14 protein-coding genes are annotated in these 15350 nt (G+C 66.7%); 4 read left to right on the top strand and 10 right to left on the bottom strand.

The features are described 5' to 3' along the window. Positions 1-42 precede the first annotated feature (42 nt). The 3 genes from TZ00_RS15410 to hrcA form a co-directional block, all read right to left on the bottom strand. The gene (locus TZ00_RS15410; protein ID WP_044443004.1) at positions 43-783 is read right to left on the bottom strand and encodes a 16S rRNA (uracil(1498)-N(3))-methyltransferase; all 741 of its coding nucleotides are present in this window, start codon (positions 781-783) and stop codon (positions 43-45) included. A gap of 2 nt (positions 784-785) precedes the next feature. Then, positions 786-1892: a molecular chaperone DnaJ gene (gene dnaJ, locus TZ00_RS15405; RefSeq protein ID WP_044443003.1), complete on the bottom strand. Its 1107-nt coding sequence runs from the start codon at positions 1890-1892 to the stop codon at positions 786-788. Positions 1893-1988: 96 nt separating this feature from the next. Further along, entirely contained in the window at positions 1989-3011 is a 1023-nt protein-coding gene (hrcA, locus tag TZ00_RS15400; RefSeq protein ID WP_044443002.1) for a heat-inducible transcriptional repressor HrcA, read from the bottom strand. 182 nt (positions 3012-3193) lie between these two features. Here hrcA and TZ00_RS15395 point away from each other — a divergent pair, with 182 nt between their 5' ends. Beyond that, positions 3194-3748, top strand: a complete 555-nt coding sequence (locus TZ00_RS15395; RefSeq protein WP_044443001.1) for a DUF4870 domain-containing protein — start codon at positions 3194-3196, stop codon at positions 3746-3748. Between the two features lie 67 nt (positions 3749-3815). Continuing rightward, a complete protein-coding gene (locus tag TZ00_RS15390; RefSeq protein ID WP_044443129.1) occupies positions 3816-4196 on the top strand; it encodes a DUF4870 domain-containing protein in 381 nt (126 codons plus the stop codon). 6 nt (positions 4197-4202) lie between these two features. Here the strand turns inward: TZ00_RS15390 and hemW are convergent, their stop codons facing one another. From hemW to lepA, 3 genes are read right to left on the bottom strand one after another with little or no spacing between them, the layout of a single operon-like run. Beyond that, positions 4203-5426, bottom strand: coding sequence for a radical SAM family heme chaperone HemW (gene hemW, locus TZ00_RS15385; RefSeq protein ID WP_044443000.1), 1224 nt, complete (start codon positions 5424-5426; stop codon positions 4203-4205). Between the two features lie 28 nt (positions 5427-5454). Next, positions 5455-6108, bottom strand: a complete 654-nt coding sequence (locus TZ00_RS15380) for a DUF1990 family protein (protein ID WP_238579716.1) — start codon at positions 6106-6108, stop codon at positions 5455-5457. A gap of 4 nt (positions 6109-6112) precedes the next feature. Next, positions 6113-7966, bottom strand: a complete 1854-nt coding sequence (gene lepA / locus TZ00_RS15375; RefSeq protein WP_044442999.1) for a translation elongation factor 4 — start codon at positions 7964-7966, stop codon at positions 6113-6115. 116 nt (positions 7967-8082) lie between these two features. On the opposite strand from lepA, the gene TZ00_RS15370 reads away from it, so the two are divergent. Beyond that, positions 8083-8976 carry an NAD-dependent epimerase/dehydratase family protein gene (locus TZ00_RS15370; RefSeq protein ID WP_044443125.1) on the top strand — a complete coding sequence of 298 codons (894 nt, stop codon included), beginning with the start codon at positions 8083-8085 and terminating at the stop codon, positions 8974-8976. Positions 8977-8992: 16 nt separating this feature from the next. On the opposite strand, the gene TZ00_RS15365 is transcribed toward TZ00_RS15370, so the two are convergent. Beyond that, complete coding sequence (locus TZ00_RS15365; RefSeq protein WP_161793789.1) at positions 8993-10651, bottom strand: aminotransferase class I/II-fold pyridoxal phosphate-dependent enzyme; 1659 nt, start codon at positions 10649-10651, stop codon at positions 8993-8995. Between the two features lie 212 nt (positions 10652-10863). On the opposite strand from TZ00_RS15365, the gene rpsT reads away from it, so the two are divergent. Next, positions 10864-11124 (top strand): 30S ribosomal protein S20, encoded by a 261-nt coding sequence (gene rpsT / locus TZ00_RS15360; protein ID WP_044442998.1) that lies wholly within the window; start codon positions 10864-10866, stop codon positions 11122-11124. A 57-nt stretch (positions 11125-11181) separates the two neighbouring features. On the opposite strand, the gene holA is transcribed toward rpsT, so the two are convergent. Genes holA through TZ00_RS15345 form a run of 3 tightly spaced genes read right to left on the bottom strand, consistent with a single transcriptional unit; the run spans position 11182 to position 15330 of the window. Further along, complete coding sequence (gene holA, locus TZ00_RS20435; RefSeq protein ID WP_238579719.1) at positions 11182-12168, bottom strand: DNA polymerase III subunit delta; 987 nt, start codon at positions 12166-12168, stop codon at positions 11182-11184. Further along, the gene (locus TZ00_RS19445) at positions 12068-14677 is read right to left on the bottom strand and encodes a ComEC/Rec2 family competence protein (protein WP_084606196.1); all 2610 of its coding nucleotides are present in this window, start codon (positions 14675-14677) and stop codon (positions 12068-12070) included. Before TZ00_RS19445 ends, holA begins: the two co-directional genes overlap by 101 nt. Beyond that, positions 14674-15330 (bottom strand): ComEA family DNA-binding protein, encoded by a 657-nt coding sequence (locus TZ00_RS15345; protein WP_044442996.1) that lies wholly within the window; start codon positions 15328-15330, stop codon positions 14674-14676. Before TZ00_RS15345 ends, TZ00_RS19445 begins: the two co-directional genes overlap by 4 nt. Between the last annotated feature and the right edge of the window lie 20 nt (positions 15331-15350).

Here is a 15350-nt window from a genome sequence, read left to right as displayed (position 1 = left end):
GCCGACGTTCGCTGCGGGCATGAGCGGAGCGTGCTCGGGCTTCTACCAGCGTCCGAGGCGGGCGTTCAACACGGCGAGAGCGGATGGGCCGGCCGTCGACGTGCGCAGGATCTCGTCGCCGAGCCTCACCCTGAGTGCGCCTCGGCTCTCGAAGAGCTCGAGTTCGTGCGGTGCGATGCCGCCCTCGGGGCCGACCACGAGGATCAGGATGCGCGCATCCGCCTGCAGGTCGACCTGAGAGAGGCGAGTCTCGGCCGTCGGGTCGAGAACGAGCACGGTGGCGTCTTCTGCGAGCCGGGCGAGTTGCTTGGTGTTCATGTGCTGCTCGACCGATGGCACCCACGAGCGGATCGACTGCTTCGCCGCCTCGCGCACGATCGCGCCCCAGCGCTCCATGCCCTTCGTGATCTTCGCGCCCGTCCACTTCGACACCGATCGCTCGGCCGCCCACGGAATGACGCCGGATGCGCCGAGCTCGGTCGCCGCCTGCACCGCGAGTTCGTCGCGGTCGCCCTTGGCGAGCGCCTGAGCCAACCAGACTTCGGGCACCGGAGCCGCATCGACGGTCGACGACTCGACCCGGATCTCGAGCGCAGCCGGTTCGACTGTGACGATCGGCCCGCGAACCACGAGTCCTGCGCCGTCTCCGATGGAGATGACCTCGCCCACCCGGAGCCGATTGACGGTCACCGCGTGGCGCGCCTCAGGCCCGGCCAGCGCCATTCCGTCACCGACGGCGTGCGGCACGCCGGCGAGGTCGGAGCGGAGAAACAGGGAGCTCATGATCAGACGTTGAGGAAGCGGTCGCGCAGCTTGGCGAACAGACCCTGCTGGAAGTGGCCGAGCGTCGGGGCAGGGTACTTGTGCGCCTTCGCCAGCTGCTTCACCAGCTCTTTCTGCTTGTGGTCGAGCTTCGTCGGCGTGGTGACCTGCACTCCGATCTTGAGGTCGCCTCGGCCCTGTCCGCGCAGATGGGTGATTCCACGACCCTTCACCGTGATGATCTCCGCGCTCTGCGTTCCGGGCTTGATCTCCACCTCGATGTCGCCGTCGAGGGCCGTGACGGACGAGGTCGTGCCGAGCACGGCATCCCACATAAAGACCTCGAGCGTGCACAGGATGTCGTCGCCGTTTCGACTGAAGACATCGTGATGCCGCACCTTCATCTCGAGGTACAGGTCGCCGTTCGGTCCGCCGGCCGGGCCGACCTCGCCCTGGCCGAGGAGCTGCAGTCGCAGCCCCGTGTCAACGCCGGCCGGGATGTCGACGGGAATCGACCGCCGAGCGCGCACGCGGCCCTGGCCCTGGCAGGTGACGCAGGGCGCGGGGATGACGGTGCCGTAACCGCGGCACGTGCCGCACGGGGCACTCGTCATCACATTGCCGAGAAGTGACCGCACGGCCCGCTGAATCTGACCGCTTCCGCCGCAGATGTCGCAGGTGACCGGGGATGTGCCGGGCTGGCAGCACGAGCCGTTGCACGTCTCGCAGACCACGGCCGTATCGACCTCGAGATCGCGGTGCGTTCCGAAGATGACCTCGCCGAGGTCGATCTCGACCCGCAGCAGGGCGTCCTGCCCGCGCTCCTCACGCGACTTCGGCCCTCGCGAGCCCCCCTGCGCACCAAAGAAGGTCTCGAAAATGTCGCCGAATCCTCCGAAGCCACCCTGACCGCCCGGGAAGCCCTGCTGGGGACCCCGATCGTAGTCACGGCGCTGGCCGGGATCGCTCAGCACGTCATAGGCGTGGGTCACCGCCTTGAACTTCTCTTCTGCGTCTGGCGCGGAGTTCACATCGGGGTGCAGCTCGCGCGCCAGCCGGCGATAGGCCTTCTTGATCTCTTCGGGTGTAGCACTCTTGTCTACGCCGAGCACGTCGTAATGGTCAGCCACGCGGGCGTCTCCTTATAAGTCGGTGTGCGCTGACCGCAGGGCGGCAGCTTGCTGTCAGATGGGGGCGGCGCCGGGACGACGCGCGGAGGAACGGGGTCAACTCTCTCCGAGAACACGAGAGAGGTAGCGGGCTACCGCGCGCACGGCGGCGATGTTGCTCGAGTAGTCCATGCGCGTGGGGCCGAGCACACCGAGATGGGCGAGAGAACCGCCCTGCGCGCTGTACCCACTCGCAAGAATGGAGGTCTCGCCCAGACCGAACGGAGCATTCTCCCGACCGATGCTCACCGAGACTCCACGCTGGTCGGCCTCGAGCTCGCTGAACAGCCGCAGAAGAACGACCTGCTCCTCGACCGCTTCGAGTACGGGCAGGATGCTGCCTCGGAAGTCGTCTTCGGTACGCACGAGATTGGATGCTCCGGCGATCACGAGCTTGTCGTGGCGCGTGGCCGCAACGTGATCACCGATGGCCGCGACGAGAACCCGCACCACCGGCATCCGGGATGCTGCGAACATGCCCGGGATCTCCCCGAGACGAGCAGCCGCCTCAACGACCCCGACGCCCGAGAGAGCGGTGTTGAGCTTGGCGCGGATCTCACCGATGAAATCGATGTCGACCTCGCTGGGAACGTCGACGACGCGCTGGTCGACATGCCCGGAGTCTGTGATGACAACGAGGAGGAGCTTCTGCGGAGCGAGAGCGACCACCTCGAGATGACGGAATCGCGCCTGCTGCAACGACGGATACTGCACCATCGCAACCTGCCTGGTGAGCTGCGAGAGCAGCCGAACAGTTCGTGCGAGAACGTCGTCAAGGTCGGCTGACTCGCCGAGGAACGTCTCGATCGCCTGACGCTGAGCCGGGGTCAACGGCTTGAGGTCGGCCAGATGGTCGACGAAGAGGCGGTACCCCTTGTCGGTCGGGATGCGACCCGACGACGTGTGCGGGGCCGTGATCAGTTCTTCTTCTTCGAGCAGTGCCATGTCGTTTCGAATGGTGGCCGCAGAGACGCCGAACGAGTGTCGATCGACGATCGACTTGGAGCCGACGGGCTCTCGGGACGCCACATAATCTTGAACAATGACCCGGAGCACCTCGAGGCTGCGGTCTGACACCATGTCGCGACACCTCCCTCTCGTCTGCGCTCTTTCGTCTGCACCGTCTCGCGAACGATTGGCACTCGGAGATCCTGAGTGCCAATTATATCTTGCCTAAGGCGCCTAAGGATCATTGCCCGATAGAGGAGTTCCGCAGTATCTTGTGCTGGAAGCCCCTCATCCAGCGACGAAAGGCCCGACTCATGTCCGATCCCCACGCAACTCCCGAGAACACATCGGGTGCGGGCGAGCCGACGCCCCCTCCCTACACGCCGCCCGCCGGTCAGGTTCCCCCAGACTTCGGCTCGCCTGCCGGTGCGTCCGTTCCCCCGCAGTACGGCGCCCCAGCCGGAGGCCAGGTGCCGCCGCCGGGATACACGCCTCAGCCCGCCGCGACCCCTGGCGCGCCGCTCAGCCAGTCCGACGACAAACTCTGGGCGTCGCTCGCTCACTTCGGTGGCGTTCTCAGCTTCATCCCGCCGCTGATCATCTGGCTCATCTTCAAGGACCGCGGCCCCCTGGTCAACCAGGAGGGCAAGGAGTCCCTCAACTATCAGATCACCATCGCGATCGCGTGGGTGGCCAACATCATCGTCGGAGCGATCCTGTCGCTCATTCCCATCCTCGGTCCGATCATTGCTCTTATCATCGTGCTGGCGATCTGGGCGGCGCAGATCATCTTCCCGATCATCGGTGGCGTGAAGGTCAACGGAGGCGGAACCTACCGCTACCCGTTCGCCATCCGACTCATCAAGTAGTCGCTTCCGCACGAAGCGCCGATCGACACCTCGTGTCGATCGGCGCTTCTTTGCTTTAATGGTCGGCATGACTTCAGCCCCGCCTCCGTCCGATGCCACGTACCAGCCCCAGCCCCCGATGGCGCCGCAAGACCAGCGCCTCTGGGCAACGCTGATCCACCTCGGTGGAATCCTGTTCGGATTCATTCCCGCGCTCGTCGGCTATCTCGTGCTGAAGGACCGCGGAGACTTCATTCGCCAGCACACGCTCGAGGAACTGAACTTTCAGATCTCGTACACGATCTACGCCGTGGCCATCTTGATCCTCAGCATCCCGACACTCGGAATCGCATCCCTGCTGCTGATCATCCTGGGCCCGGCTGCGGTGATCTTCATGATCATCGCCGCGGTTAAGGCGAACGCTGGCGACTTCTACCGCTATCCGTTGATCTTCCGCCTCGTGAAGTAGCGGCGACTAGCTGGTCAGGCGTCGCACGACGGCGTCGGCAAGCAGCCGCCCGCGCAGCGTGAGTACCACGGTGCCCTGAATGGCCGACCGCCCGTCGATGAGGCCGTCGGCGATCAAGCCCGCGACCTCACGCCTCGGCTCCGCCGCGAGCGAGTCGATGCGCAGGCCCTCCCGGATGCGCGTGAGAAGCAGAACCCGCTCTGTCTCGCGCGTCGTCGCATCCAGAATCTCGCGGCCCGCGGCCGGCGAATGGCCTGCGGCGATACGCTCGGCGTAGGCGGCCGGGTGCTTGACGTTCCACCACCGGGTGTCTCCGACGTAACTGTGGGCGCCCGGGCCGACGCCCCACCAGTCGTGACCCTGCCAATAGGCCAGGTTGTGCCGCGACACGAATGCGTCGTTCGCCGCCCAGTTGCTCACCTCGTACCAGGAGTACCCGGCGTCCGAGAGCATCTCGTCGGCCAGTTCGTACATATCGGCCTCGAGGTCGTCGTCGGGCTCGGAAACCTCGCCCGACTTGATCTGGCGCGCCAGTTTCGTTCCCTGTTCGACGATCAGCGCGTAGGCCGAGAGGTGATCGGGCTGCGAGGCCAGGGCACTTTCGAGTGAGGTGCGCCAGTTCTCGACCGACTCCCCCGGCGTTCCGTAGATGAGGTCGAGGCTCACTTGCAGCCCGGCTTCGCGGGCCCACTCGACCACGAGGGGAACGCGCTCGGGGTCATGAGTACGGTCGAGGGTGCGCAGCACGTGCGGCACCGCGGACTGCATGCCGAAGCTCATCCGGGTGAATCCAGCGTCGGCAAGGATCTTCAGGTAGTCGGCGTCGACGCTGTCGGGGTTCGCCTCGGTCGTGACTTCGGCGCTCTGTTGCAGGCCCCATGCGTCACGAACCGCCGCGAGCATACGCACCAGGTTCTCGGCCGGCAGCAGCGTCGGGGTTCCGCCACCGAAGAATACCGTCGAGACCTCTCGTGACGGCACGCCCGACTGCTCGAGCACACGGCGGGCGAGATCGACCTCGGCCACGGCCTGAGACGCGTAGTCCGACTGCTTCGCCCCCCGCAGCTCGGTGGCGGTGTAGGTGTTGAAGTCGCAGTAGCCGCAGCGCACGCGGCAGAACGGAACGTGCAGGTAGACGCCGAAGTTGCGCGACGCAGCGTCGCGGGCGGAGTCGGCGGGCAGAAGACCGTCGAGCGGCGCGGGATCACCGAGAGGAAGCGCAGACGCCATCAGCGACGGCCCGCCGAGCGAAGAATGCTCACGCGGCGCGACCGGGAAGAAGCGCGCGCAGGTAGCGTCTCGTCATCTGGCGCTGCTGGCGACGAAGCAGCGGCGCGACCATCCGGTAGAACGATGTGCTGCCGCGCGAGAAGGAGCGCACCGTGAACCAGACGGAGTCGTCGGGCTCGTGTGTGACGACGAAGCTCTCTTCGCCCTCCTCCGGATGCCCGGGAAGGGTTCCATAGGCGAAGCCGGCCTCGTTCGGCTCGTCGATGACGAGAACGACCCGCACGGGAGCCGTGACGACACGGCCATAGGCCCGGATGCGCAGGTCAGCCGTGACGCCGGCCGAGATCTGCGGGGTGCCGTCTTCGGAGTAGGTGAGTTCGGGATTGACGTCGCGGGCGGCCAGTGGCGTGCCGTCGGCGTCGTAGACGAGCCCGGCGTAGTCAGTGTCGCTCGGTGTGGGCAACTCGATATTCGAGACCTCGATGCCGCTGTTCTTCTGCACGCCCCACGCGAGCAGGGTCGCCGCGGCGGCCTCGAACCGATCACGACCGGAGCCGATGCGGATGCTGTCCTCGGCCGGCCTGTACCCCTTGGGCGGGTAGAACATGAGGTCGGCGGCCTGTGAGGCGCCGACGGCCGCGTAGGTCAGAGATTGCCCCGTGTGCGTGGATCGCTGCAGCATGGGGTTACTTCTTCTCTTTCTTCGTCTCCGTATCGCCAGACAACGCCGCGATGAACGCGCCCTGGGGCACCTCGACCCGGCCGACCATCTTCATGCGCTTCTTGCCCTCTTTCTGCTTCTCGAGCAGCTTGCGCTTGCGGCTGATGTCGCCGCCGTAACACTTGGCGAGCACGTCTTTGCGCATCGCGCGGATCGACTCACGGGCGATGATGCGCGCGCCGATGGCAGCCTGGATCGGCACCTCGAACTGCTGACGAGGGATGAGCTTGCGCAGACGCTCGGTCATGAGGGCGCCGTAGGCCTGAGCCTTGTCACGGTGAACGATCGCGCTGAAGGCGTCGACCTGTTCGCCCTGAAGCAGGATGTCGACCTTCACGAGGTCGGCCTCCTGATCTCCGATGGGCTCGTAGTCGAGCGAGGCGTAGCCCGCGGTCTTCGACTTGAGGCTGTCGAAGAAGTCGAAGACGATCTCGGCCAGCGGCATGTTGTAGCGGATCTCGACGCGGTCCTCACCGAGGAACTCCATGCCGAGCAGGGTTCCCCGACGGCTCTGGCACAGCTCCATGATGACGCCGACGTAGTCTTTCGGCGCCAGGATCGCGGCCTTGACCACCGGCTCGTGAACGCTGGTGATCTTGCCCGACGGAAATTCGCTGGGGTTCGTGACCGTGACGGTCTTCTTGTCTTCGGTGGTCACCTCGTAGATGACGCTTGGCGCCGTGGCGATGAGGTCGAGACCGAACTCGCGCTCGAGACGCTCGTTGATGATCTCGAGGTGCAGCAGTCCGAGGAATCCGCAGCGAAAGCCGAAGCCGAGGGCAACAGAGGTCTCAGGCTCGTACACAAGCGACGCATCGCTGAGCTTGAGCTTGTCGAGGGCATCTCGAAGCGCGGGATAGTCGGTGCCGTCGATCGGGTAGAGACCCGAGAACACCATCGGCAGCGGCTCCGTATAGCCAGGAAGGGCCTCGGTGGCCGGCTTCGAGTGGGTGGTGACCGTGTCGCCGACCTTGGACTGACGCACGTCTTTCACGCCCGTGATGAGGTAGCCCACCTCGCCGACGCCGAGCCCCTTGCTGGGGGTCGGCTCGGGCGATGACACACCGATCTCGAGGATCTCGTGAGTGGCGCGGGTCGACATCATCTGGATCTTCTCGCGTGGCGAGAGCTGACCGTCGATCATACGCACGTAGGTGACAACGCCCCGGTAGGAATCGTAGACCGAGTCGAAGATCATGGCACGAGCCGCGGCATCCGGATCGCCCTGGGGCGCAGGAACGAGGGCCGTGAGACGGTCGAGGAGCTCGGGAACGCCCGCGCCTGTCTTGCCCGAGACCCGAAGCACGTCTTCGGGCTTGCCGCCGATGAGGCTGGCCAGCTCCTGCGCGTACTTGTCGGGGTCTGCTGCCGGCAGATCGATCTTGTTGAGCACGGGGATGATCGTGAGGTCGTTGTCGAGCGCCAGATAGAGGTTCGCCAGAGTCTGGGCCTCGATGCCCTGAGCGGCGTCGACAAGCAGAAGCGCACCCTCGCACGCCGCGAGCGATCGGGACACCTCGTAGGTGAAGTCGACGTGGCCAGGAGTGTCGATCATGTTCAGCGCGTAGGTCTGCTCGTCGAGCGACCACGGCATGCGCACGGCCTGGCTCTTGATCGTGATGCCGCGCTCGCGCTCGATGTCCATGCGGTCGAGGTACTGAGCCCGCATATCGCGGTCGCTCACCACTCCCGTGATCTGCAGCATGCGATCGGCCAGCGTGGACTTGCCGTGATCGATGTGGGCGATGATGCAGAAATTGCGAATGAACGCGGGGTCGGTGGATGCCGGCTCCAGGGCCTTCTTAGCTAGCGGGCTCACGCGTTCCTCTTGTGTCGTACGGCGGGTAAGCGCCCATTCTCTCACGTTGTTCGAGGCCGACGCTTTTGGTCACTCAAGATGAGGCAGCCGACTCTCGGGCGCGGTTGAATATGGTCATGAGTATTTTTCTTACCGGTGCCACCGGCTTCATCGGATCCGCAGTCCTCCGCCAGCTCCGACTGCAGGGGCGCGACGTGACCGCCCGCGTACGGTCGCCCGATAAGGCTGCCAAGATCGAGGCTCTCGGAGCCACCGCGGTGATTGGCGACATCACCGACACGGAGCTGGTGACGGAGCAGGCGATCGCGAGCGATGGCGTGATCCACCTCGCCTCTCCGGGCGATGCCTCCAGCCGCGATGTCGACGACGCCTTCGTAACAGCCGTCTTCGCCGGCCTCGAGGGAAGTGACAAGCGCTACGTGCACACGAGTGGAATCTGGGTCTGGGGCAGCAACCCCGACATCACTGAGGACTCGCCCCGCAACGCTCCGCCTATCACGGCCTGGCGCTGGGAGATCGAGAAGCGCGTGCTCGAGGCTCAGGGCGTCTCGACCACCCTGATCGCCCCGGCCGTCGTCTTCGGGCATGGCGCGGGCATCCCGGCGCTCTTTATCGATGGCGAATACGGCAGCGGCATCGCGCCCGCCGTCAGACTCGTGGGAGACGGCTCTCAGCACTGGACGACCGTGCACGTCGACGACCTGGCCGAGCTCTACATCCTGGCCTTCGATCTCGGCGAGTCGGGCTCCACCTACATCGGGGCCAGCGGAGAGAATCCGACGGTGCGCGAGATCGGCGAGGCCGCAGCCGCCGGCCAGGGCCTCGATTCCCGTGTCGAGGCGCAGACCGTGGAAGAGACGCGCGCTCGCCTCGGTGAGCAGTTCGCCGACGCGTTGCTGCTCGACCAGCAGGCCAGGGGAAGCGCCGCCCGCATCGACCTGGGCTGGGAGCCGAACGGTCCGAGCATCCTCGACGAGCTGCGCACCGGCTCGTACGCCGCGAAGAACTAGCGAGGCAGCTCGAGCGTCAGAGGTCGAGGCCGTAGGCGCGCGACGGCTCGATGCCGGGAGGGTTCTCGCGATCAGGCATGCGCGAGAACCCACGCCGCTCGTAGAGTCCGTGCGCCGTCGTCATCTCGGTTCCGCTGTTCATCACGACGCGCTCGGCTCCGCGCGCACGGGCGAGCTCGATGACGAAGTCGGTGAGGATGCTGCCCACGCGACGCCCACGCGACGCCGGGTCGACGGCGAGGAGGCGGAAGTCGAATTCGCCCGGCCGACCTAGGGGCGTCAGCAATTCGCCCGGTCGGGGCGTCGTGACCGAACCCAGGATGCGACCGGTCTCGTCGTCGACGGCCACCCAGACCTCGCCGATGGCCGCGTGGCGCGGCACATCGAGGATCTGCACGGCGTAGTCGTCGCCGATGGTGAAGTCGAGTCGATACGCCTCGAGGCGCTGGTGTGCGATCTCGTCGTGTTCATCGGGGCGGGCGGGGCGCACGGAAATGCCCCCACGCGCCGGCGTCTGCGCATCCACCTGATGGCGGGCCGGGTCGGGCAGGCGACGGATGCCCTCGAGCAGGTCGTCGAGGCCGGCCGCGACACAGATGCGGATCCAGCCCTCTCCCCCACGGCCGAAAGCGCTGCCCGGCGCCACGGCGACCCGTTTCTCGAGCAGGAACCGCTCGGCCCACCCGGCCACGTCGCCGCCGGTCGCGTATCCGACGTTCACCCACAGATAGAAAGCGCCCGACGGCTGGAGATACTCGATGCCGCGCTGCTGCAGCAGTCGCGTGGCCGCATCGAGATTCTGACGGTAGTGCGCACCGGCAGCCGCGACATGCGTCTGGTCTCCCTCGACCGCCGCGAGGGCGGCGAACTGCGCGGGTGTGTTGACGCAGCTGATCATCGCCTCCTGCGCCGTGCGCATCGTCGTCGCGAGCCCGGGAGGCGTGACCAGGTAGCCGACCCGCGCGCCCGTGAGCGCGTAGGTCTTCGACAGTGAGAACACCGAGAAGACGCGGTCATCGGCGTCGAGGCTCGCGACCGAGACGTGCGGTGTCTCGTAGCTGAAGGCCTCGTACACCTCGTCGCTGAGGATCCAGAGATCGTTCTGCCGCGCGAACTCCACGAGGGCCCGCAGCGTCTCCTCGGGAAAGATCGCACCGAGCGGGTTCGACGGCGAGTTGATGACGATCATGCGGGTGCGGGGCGTGACCAGCCTCGTCAACTCGTCGAGATCTGGCAGAAATGCGTTGTCGCGACGCAGCGGATACGGGACGGAGACCGCGGAGATCATCGCCGCGTTCATCGCGAAGGTCGAGTAGCCCGGATCCGGGATGAGAACCTCGTCTCCGGGACCGAGAGTGAGGCTCATCGCGAGGTAGAGAGCCTGCATGCCGCCGCAGGTCACCCAGACCTGCTCCGTGTCGACGATGACGCCGTTGTCGCGCGCCAGCTTGCGAACCAAGGCCTCGCGGAGAGCGGGAAGGCCACCGTTCGGCCCGTAGTCGGTCTCGTCGGCGAGCCAGGCATCCGAACCAGCTCGGAGAATCTCGGGCTCGACCCCGACGTCGGGCTCCCCCACCGCGAGCATCACGACGTCGTCGAGCGCCAGCGCCATCTCGAAGATGCGGCGGATTCCCGACGGGGGAACGGAATCGATGTGGGATGCGAGCTGTGGCATGAGAGCATTAACGCTACGCCTCGGTCGGGGTACGGTGAAACGCCGCAGTCCGCGCTGGCAGCGAGCCCCTGGGTCGCCTCGATATTGTCGAGACGGCGACCGTCTGGTAACGTTGCCTGTTGGCTTACGCTTCCGTCTTACTATGCGGAGCGAACTCGCGGTCGCCGGTCGGTCGCATTGCATTCATCCGAACACATACAAGAGGTAATTTCGTGGCAAACATCAAGTCGCAGATCAAGCGCATCGGCACCAACAAGAAGGCCCAGGAGCGCAACAAGGCCGTCAAGAGCGAGCTGAAGACCGCTATCCGCGCCACCAAGGCCGCCGTCCTGTCGGGCGACAAGGCCAAGGCCGCCGCCGCTCTCACGGTCGCCGGCAAGAAGCTCGACAAGGCCGCCTCGAAGGGCGTCATCCACAAGAACCAGGCCGCGAACCGCAAGTCGGCCATCGCGAAGACCGTCGCCGCTCTCTAACGAGACAGGCGCACGAAAGAAGCCCCGCGACCGCGGGGCTTTTTTCGTGCCTGCGGCTCAGCGGGGCAGCTCGCCTCGTTCGGCGATGACGCCGATCATGCGCTCGAGCGAGTAGACGGCGTCGCGGCTGCCGCCTTTGATGTTCTCGTCGGTTTCGGCGAGCATCTGGATGCTTCGGCCGAGACCCGCGCCCGACCAGCCGGCCAGGTCGCGACGGGCCCGATCGATCTGCCAGGGCGCGAGGCCCAGCTGGCCTGCGAGCTGGCCTGATCCGCCGCGGGTGCCGAGCACCTTTGCCATCGTGCGGAGCTTCATAGCGAACGCGGCGACCATCGGCACCGGGTCGGCGCCCGAGGCGAGCGCGTGCCGTGCAAGAGCGAGCGCCTCGCCGTGTCTGCCGGCGATAGCCATATCGGCGACGGCGAATGCGCTGGCCTCGACCCGGCCTCCGTAGTAGCGGTCGACCGTGGCCTCCGTGATCTCAGCCGATGCGTCGGCGACGAGCTGCTGGCAGGCGCTGGAGAGCTCGGCGAGGTCGTCGGAGAACGCGGCGACCAGCGCGCGAAGCGCACCCGATGAGACGCGACGCCCGGCCGCGCGGAACTCGGCGGAGGCGAACTCGTAGCGCTCTGCGTCTTTCTTGAGCTCGGCGCAGACGATCTCGATGCCCCCGCCCGAACCGGAGCGAATGGCGTCGAGCAGTTTCTTGCCGCGGACCCCGCCGCCGTGCCGAAGCACGAGGTACGTGTCGTCTGCCGGGTTCTCGAGGTAGGAGATCGTCTCGAGCAGAAAATCGTCTGTGCACTTCTCGACCGAAGACACCCGGATCATGCGTGGCTCGGCGAACAGCGATGGACTCGCCATGGTGAGCAGCTCACCCGGCGCGTACGACGACGCATCGATATCGGAGACCTCAAGGCTCGGGTCTTCGAGCTTCAACAGATCACGGAGCTGCCGGATGCTGCGCTCGGCGAGAAACGACTCCGTGCCCGATACCAGCACAACGGGCGCAGGGCGAACCTGCTCCCACGAGAGTTGCGGGATCGAGGCCTTCGCCGTTTGTTTTGCGCCGCGTGCAGTAGCCACGTGTCCTCACTCTGTCGGTTCTTTTATCGAGCCTACTCGGCGGCGCCGACACGGCGGACGCGGCGCCGGCCGCCGCCTTCCTCTCGCTCCACACCACGGTGTCGTCGCCCTCAATCGACACCACGATCAGACCGAGCTGATCGGTACGGAAGACGCGAGTGGAAGCATCAGCAAGGATCTCGAGGATGCGGTCGTTGGGATGCCCGTAGTCGTTGTCGGCGCCCACGGAGATGATGCCGGCCGGGGCGTGGATGCGATTGTAGAGTTCGGCGCTCTGGTCACCGGATCCGTGATGCGCCACCTTCACCACGTCGACCGGGCCGATCCTGCCTTCCGCCATCAGCTGAGCCTGGTCACTCTCGCCGAGGTCTCCGAGGAAGAGAGCGTCGATATCACCCGAGAACCTGAGGGTGACGCTCGCGCCGTTGCCCCGAAGCGTGGTGTCGACCACAGGCCAGAGCACATCCCAACGAAGGGCTCCGAGTTCTCCCCTGTCGCCTCGTGCCGCCTGTCGCACGGTGGCTCCGGACTCGACGACGCGGCGCACAACACGCTCGTCTGCCCCGCCGTCGGTCGGACCGACCAGCACTGCGTCTGCTCGGCCAAGGGCAGTGCCGATGCCGCCGATGTGGTCGAGGTCGAAGTGCGTGAGCACGAGAAGGTCAATGCGACCGATCTGCATTCGATCGAGACAGGCGCGCAACGCATCCGGCTCTGGCCCTGTATCGATGAGGGCGATCGCATCTCCGCTCCTCACAAGCACGGCGTCGCCCTGCCCGACGTCGCACGCCGCGATACGCCAGTTCTGCGGCACTGACAGACGCAGCGCGATGGTTCCACCGACCAGCACCCCGCCGTAGACGCCGACGACCGCGGCAACCAGAAACACCGCCGTGATACGACGAAGGCGAGGAGTGCCGGAGGCAAGCACGACCCAGAGCGCCAACGCGGTCAACACCAGTACGAGCAGTGCGCCGACGAGGCCGGGCACCCAGGGCAAGCGAGCACCCGGGGCTCCGGCGAAGAAGCGTGCGACGGCGCCGATCCACGCCGCCGGCAACCAGCACAGCCACACGGTCTGCACGGCCAGCGGCGGAATGAGGGCACCCACCAGGCACGCGAGCAAGCCGACCACCGTGGCGATCGGGGCGGCGGGCGCAGCGAGCAGATTCGCCGGGATGCTGTACGGGGCGATCGTGGGCGTGAGGAGTACCAGCACAGGCTGGCAGGCGAGCTGGGCGGCGAGCGGCACAGCGATGACGGCTGCTAGCCAGGTCGGCATCCACCGAGACAACGCGGATGTGAGGGGCCGGGTGAACAGCAGGAGCCCGGCCGTCGCGAGAGACGACAGGGCGAAGCCGAAGCTGTGCGAGAGCCACGGATCGGTTACGATGAGACTGACGACCGCCAGGCAGAGCACGGGCATGCCTCGAGCAGAGCGGGACGCCCCGATCGACACAAGAACGATCGCGGCCATGGCCGCCGCTCGAATGACGCTCGGCTGCGGCGTGACGAGGATGACGAAGAGCACCAGCACGGCGCCCGCGGCGCCGAGTCGTGCGCCGCGACGAAGACCGGCGAAGCCCGCGAGCAGAAACGCGCCCGCGATGACGATGGCGCAGTTGGCACCGGATACGGCTGTGAGGTGGCTGAGGCCGCTGTCTTTCATCGCCTCGTCGAGCGACGCGTCGACGAGGGAGTCGTCGCCCAGAGCGAGCCCCGGCACCAGCTCGGCGCCGTCACCGGGAAGGCCTCGGGCGGCGTCGGCGAACCGGGCGCGCAGATCGGCCGCCCAGGCAAGCTGCCACCCGGGAGGCTGGATCGTCTGTGGGCGCCCCTCTGCGAACGCGAGCCAGGCGGTCTGGGATCCGTCGTCGGTGGGGCGGAATCGTGCATCGACTCGGATCGTCGATCCGACGACAGGAGCGTCGACCGTGGCGAGGTTGTCGACGAAGAGCAGCACCCTCGTCGAGGTGAGATCACTGCTGCCAGCGGAATCCTGAACGCGCTGCAGTGTCGCCTCGAATCGCACCCCCGACACCGATTCGCCGCCAAAGCCCGAGTGCGCCGTCTCCGACGGCGTTCCCAAGACCTCGAGTTCGGCCGACAGCGTTTGCTGCGCCGAGTCGACAAGCAGCGGCGGCTCTCGCAGTGGCTGAAGGACGAGCACCGCGGTCGCGATGCACGCGCCGATGCCCGCGCAGACGGCAAGCGTCGGAAGGCCACCACGCACGCGCCGAAGAACCCTCCCCCGCCGAGATCCCGCTTCGGCCGACGCCAACGCTCGCCACAACGCCAGCGAGACCGAAAGGCACCCGACCATGACGAGCAGAACCGATGCAGCAACACCGGGCTGCGCGACCAGAACGAATGCCGCGCCCCAGGCGAAAACAGCGGGGACGGTCAGTCGATGATCGGCCCACCGCGTGAAGGCCGGATGCCGTGCTTTCCGCCGCGACTCGGTCACACGGATGCCGCGTCACGGAGTCCGTCGAGCGTTTTCTGCCCGATGCCAGGAACCTCGAGCAGTTGGTCGATCGATGTAAACGGGCCGTGCTCGTCTCGGTAGGCGATGATCTTCTTCGCGGTCTCCGGGCCTATGCGCGGCAGAGTCTCGAGGGTCGCGGAGTCTGCGGTGTTCAGATTGACGGCGCCGGATGCCGACTCGCCCGGAGCCGCCGCTCCTCCGCTCGCAGACATTGGAGGGAGCTCGCCGACCGCCGGCGCGTACACCTGCTCCCCGTCGGTGACGACGCGCGCCAGGTTGAGCTGCGCCGGGTCGGCCACGTCGGTGTATCCGCCCGCGGCGGCGATGGCATCGACGACGCGGGCTCCCTCACGCAGCTCGTACAGCCCCGGTCGCGCAACCGACCCGAGCACGTGCACATAGATCGCAGGCGCCTCGGCCGAATCGGCTCCGCCGCCAGACTCCCCCACACCATCGAGCGGGGAGCTGCTCTGCCCCGCGCCCGGATTCGTCACGAGGACCTCGCTGCTGCCGCGCGGCGCAAGGGCCGAGACCAGCACCGCGACCACGAGCACGGCGAGCACAATCACGATGCCCGCGCCGACCCCGATGCCGAGCCGAGCCCGCGCCGGTGGCGGCGATTCGGCATCCATGTCATCACGGTAAGCGCGCG

Source organism: Agreia bicolorata (genome assembly GCF_000938265.1).
Taxonomy (GTDB): Bacteria; Actinomycetota; Actinomycetes; order Actinomycetales; family Microbacteriaceae; genus Agreia; species Agreia bicolorata.
Note: the sequence above shows the minus strand (reverse complement) of the source record. Positions and strands in the feature narration are given on the sequence as shown.

Coding starts and splice junctions, on each gene's coding strand:
- TZ00_RS15410 (WP_044443004.1), bottom strand. CDS start 783: ATGAGCTCCCTGTTTCTCCGCTCCGACCTCGCCGGCGTGCCGCACGCC.
- hrcA (WP_044443002.1), bottom strand. CDS start 3,011: ATGGTGTCAGACCGCAGCCTCGAGGTGCTCCGGGTCATTGTTCAAGAT.
- TZ00_RS15395 (WP_044443001.1), top strand. CDS start 3,194: ATGTCCGATCCCCACGCAACTCCCGAGAACACATCGGGTGCGGGCGAG.
- TZ00_RS15390 (WP_044443129.1), top strand. CDS start 3,816: ATGACTTCAGCCCCGCCTCCGTCCGATGCCACGTACCAGCCCCAGCCC.
- hemW (WP_044443000.1), bottom strand. CDS start 5,426: ATGGCGTCTGCGCTTCCTCTCGGTGATCCCGCGCCGCTCGACGGTCTT.
- TZ00_RS15380 (WP_238579716.1), bottom strand. CDS start 6,108: ATGCTGCAGCGATCCACGCACACGGGGCAATCTCTGACCTACGCGGCC.
- TZ00_RS15370 (WP_044443125.1), top strand. CDS start 8,083: ATGAGTATTTTTCTTACCGGTGCCACCGGCTTCATCGGATCCGCAGTC.
- TZ00_RS15365 (WP_161793789.1), bottom strand. CDS start 10,651: ATGCCACAGCTCGCATCCCACATCGATTCCGTTCCCCCGTCGGGAATC.
- TZ00_RS15345 (WP_044442996.1), bottom strand. CDS start 15,330: ATGGATGCCGAATCGCCGCCACCGGCGCGGGCTCGGCTCGGCATCGGG.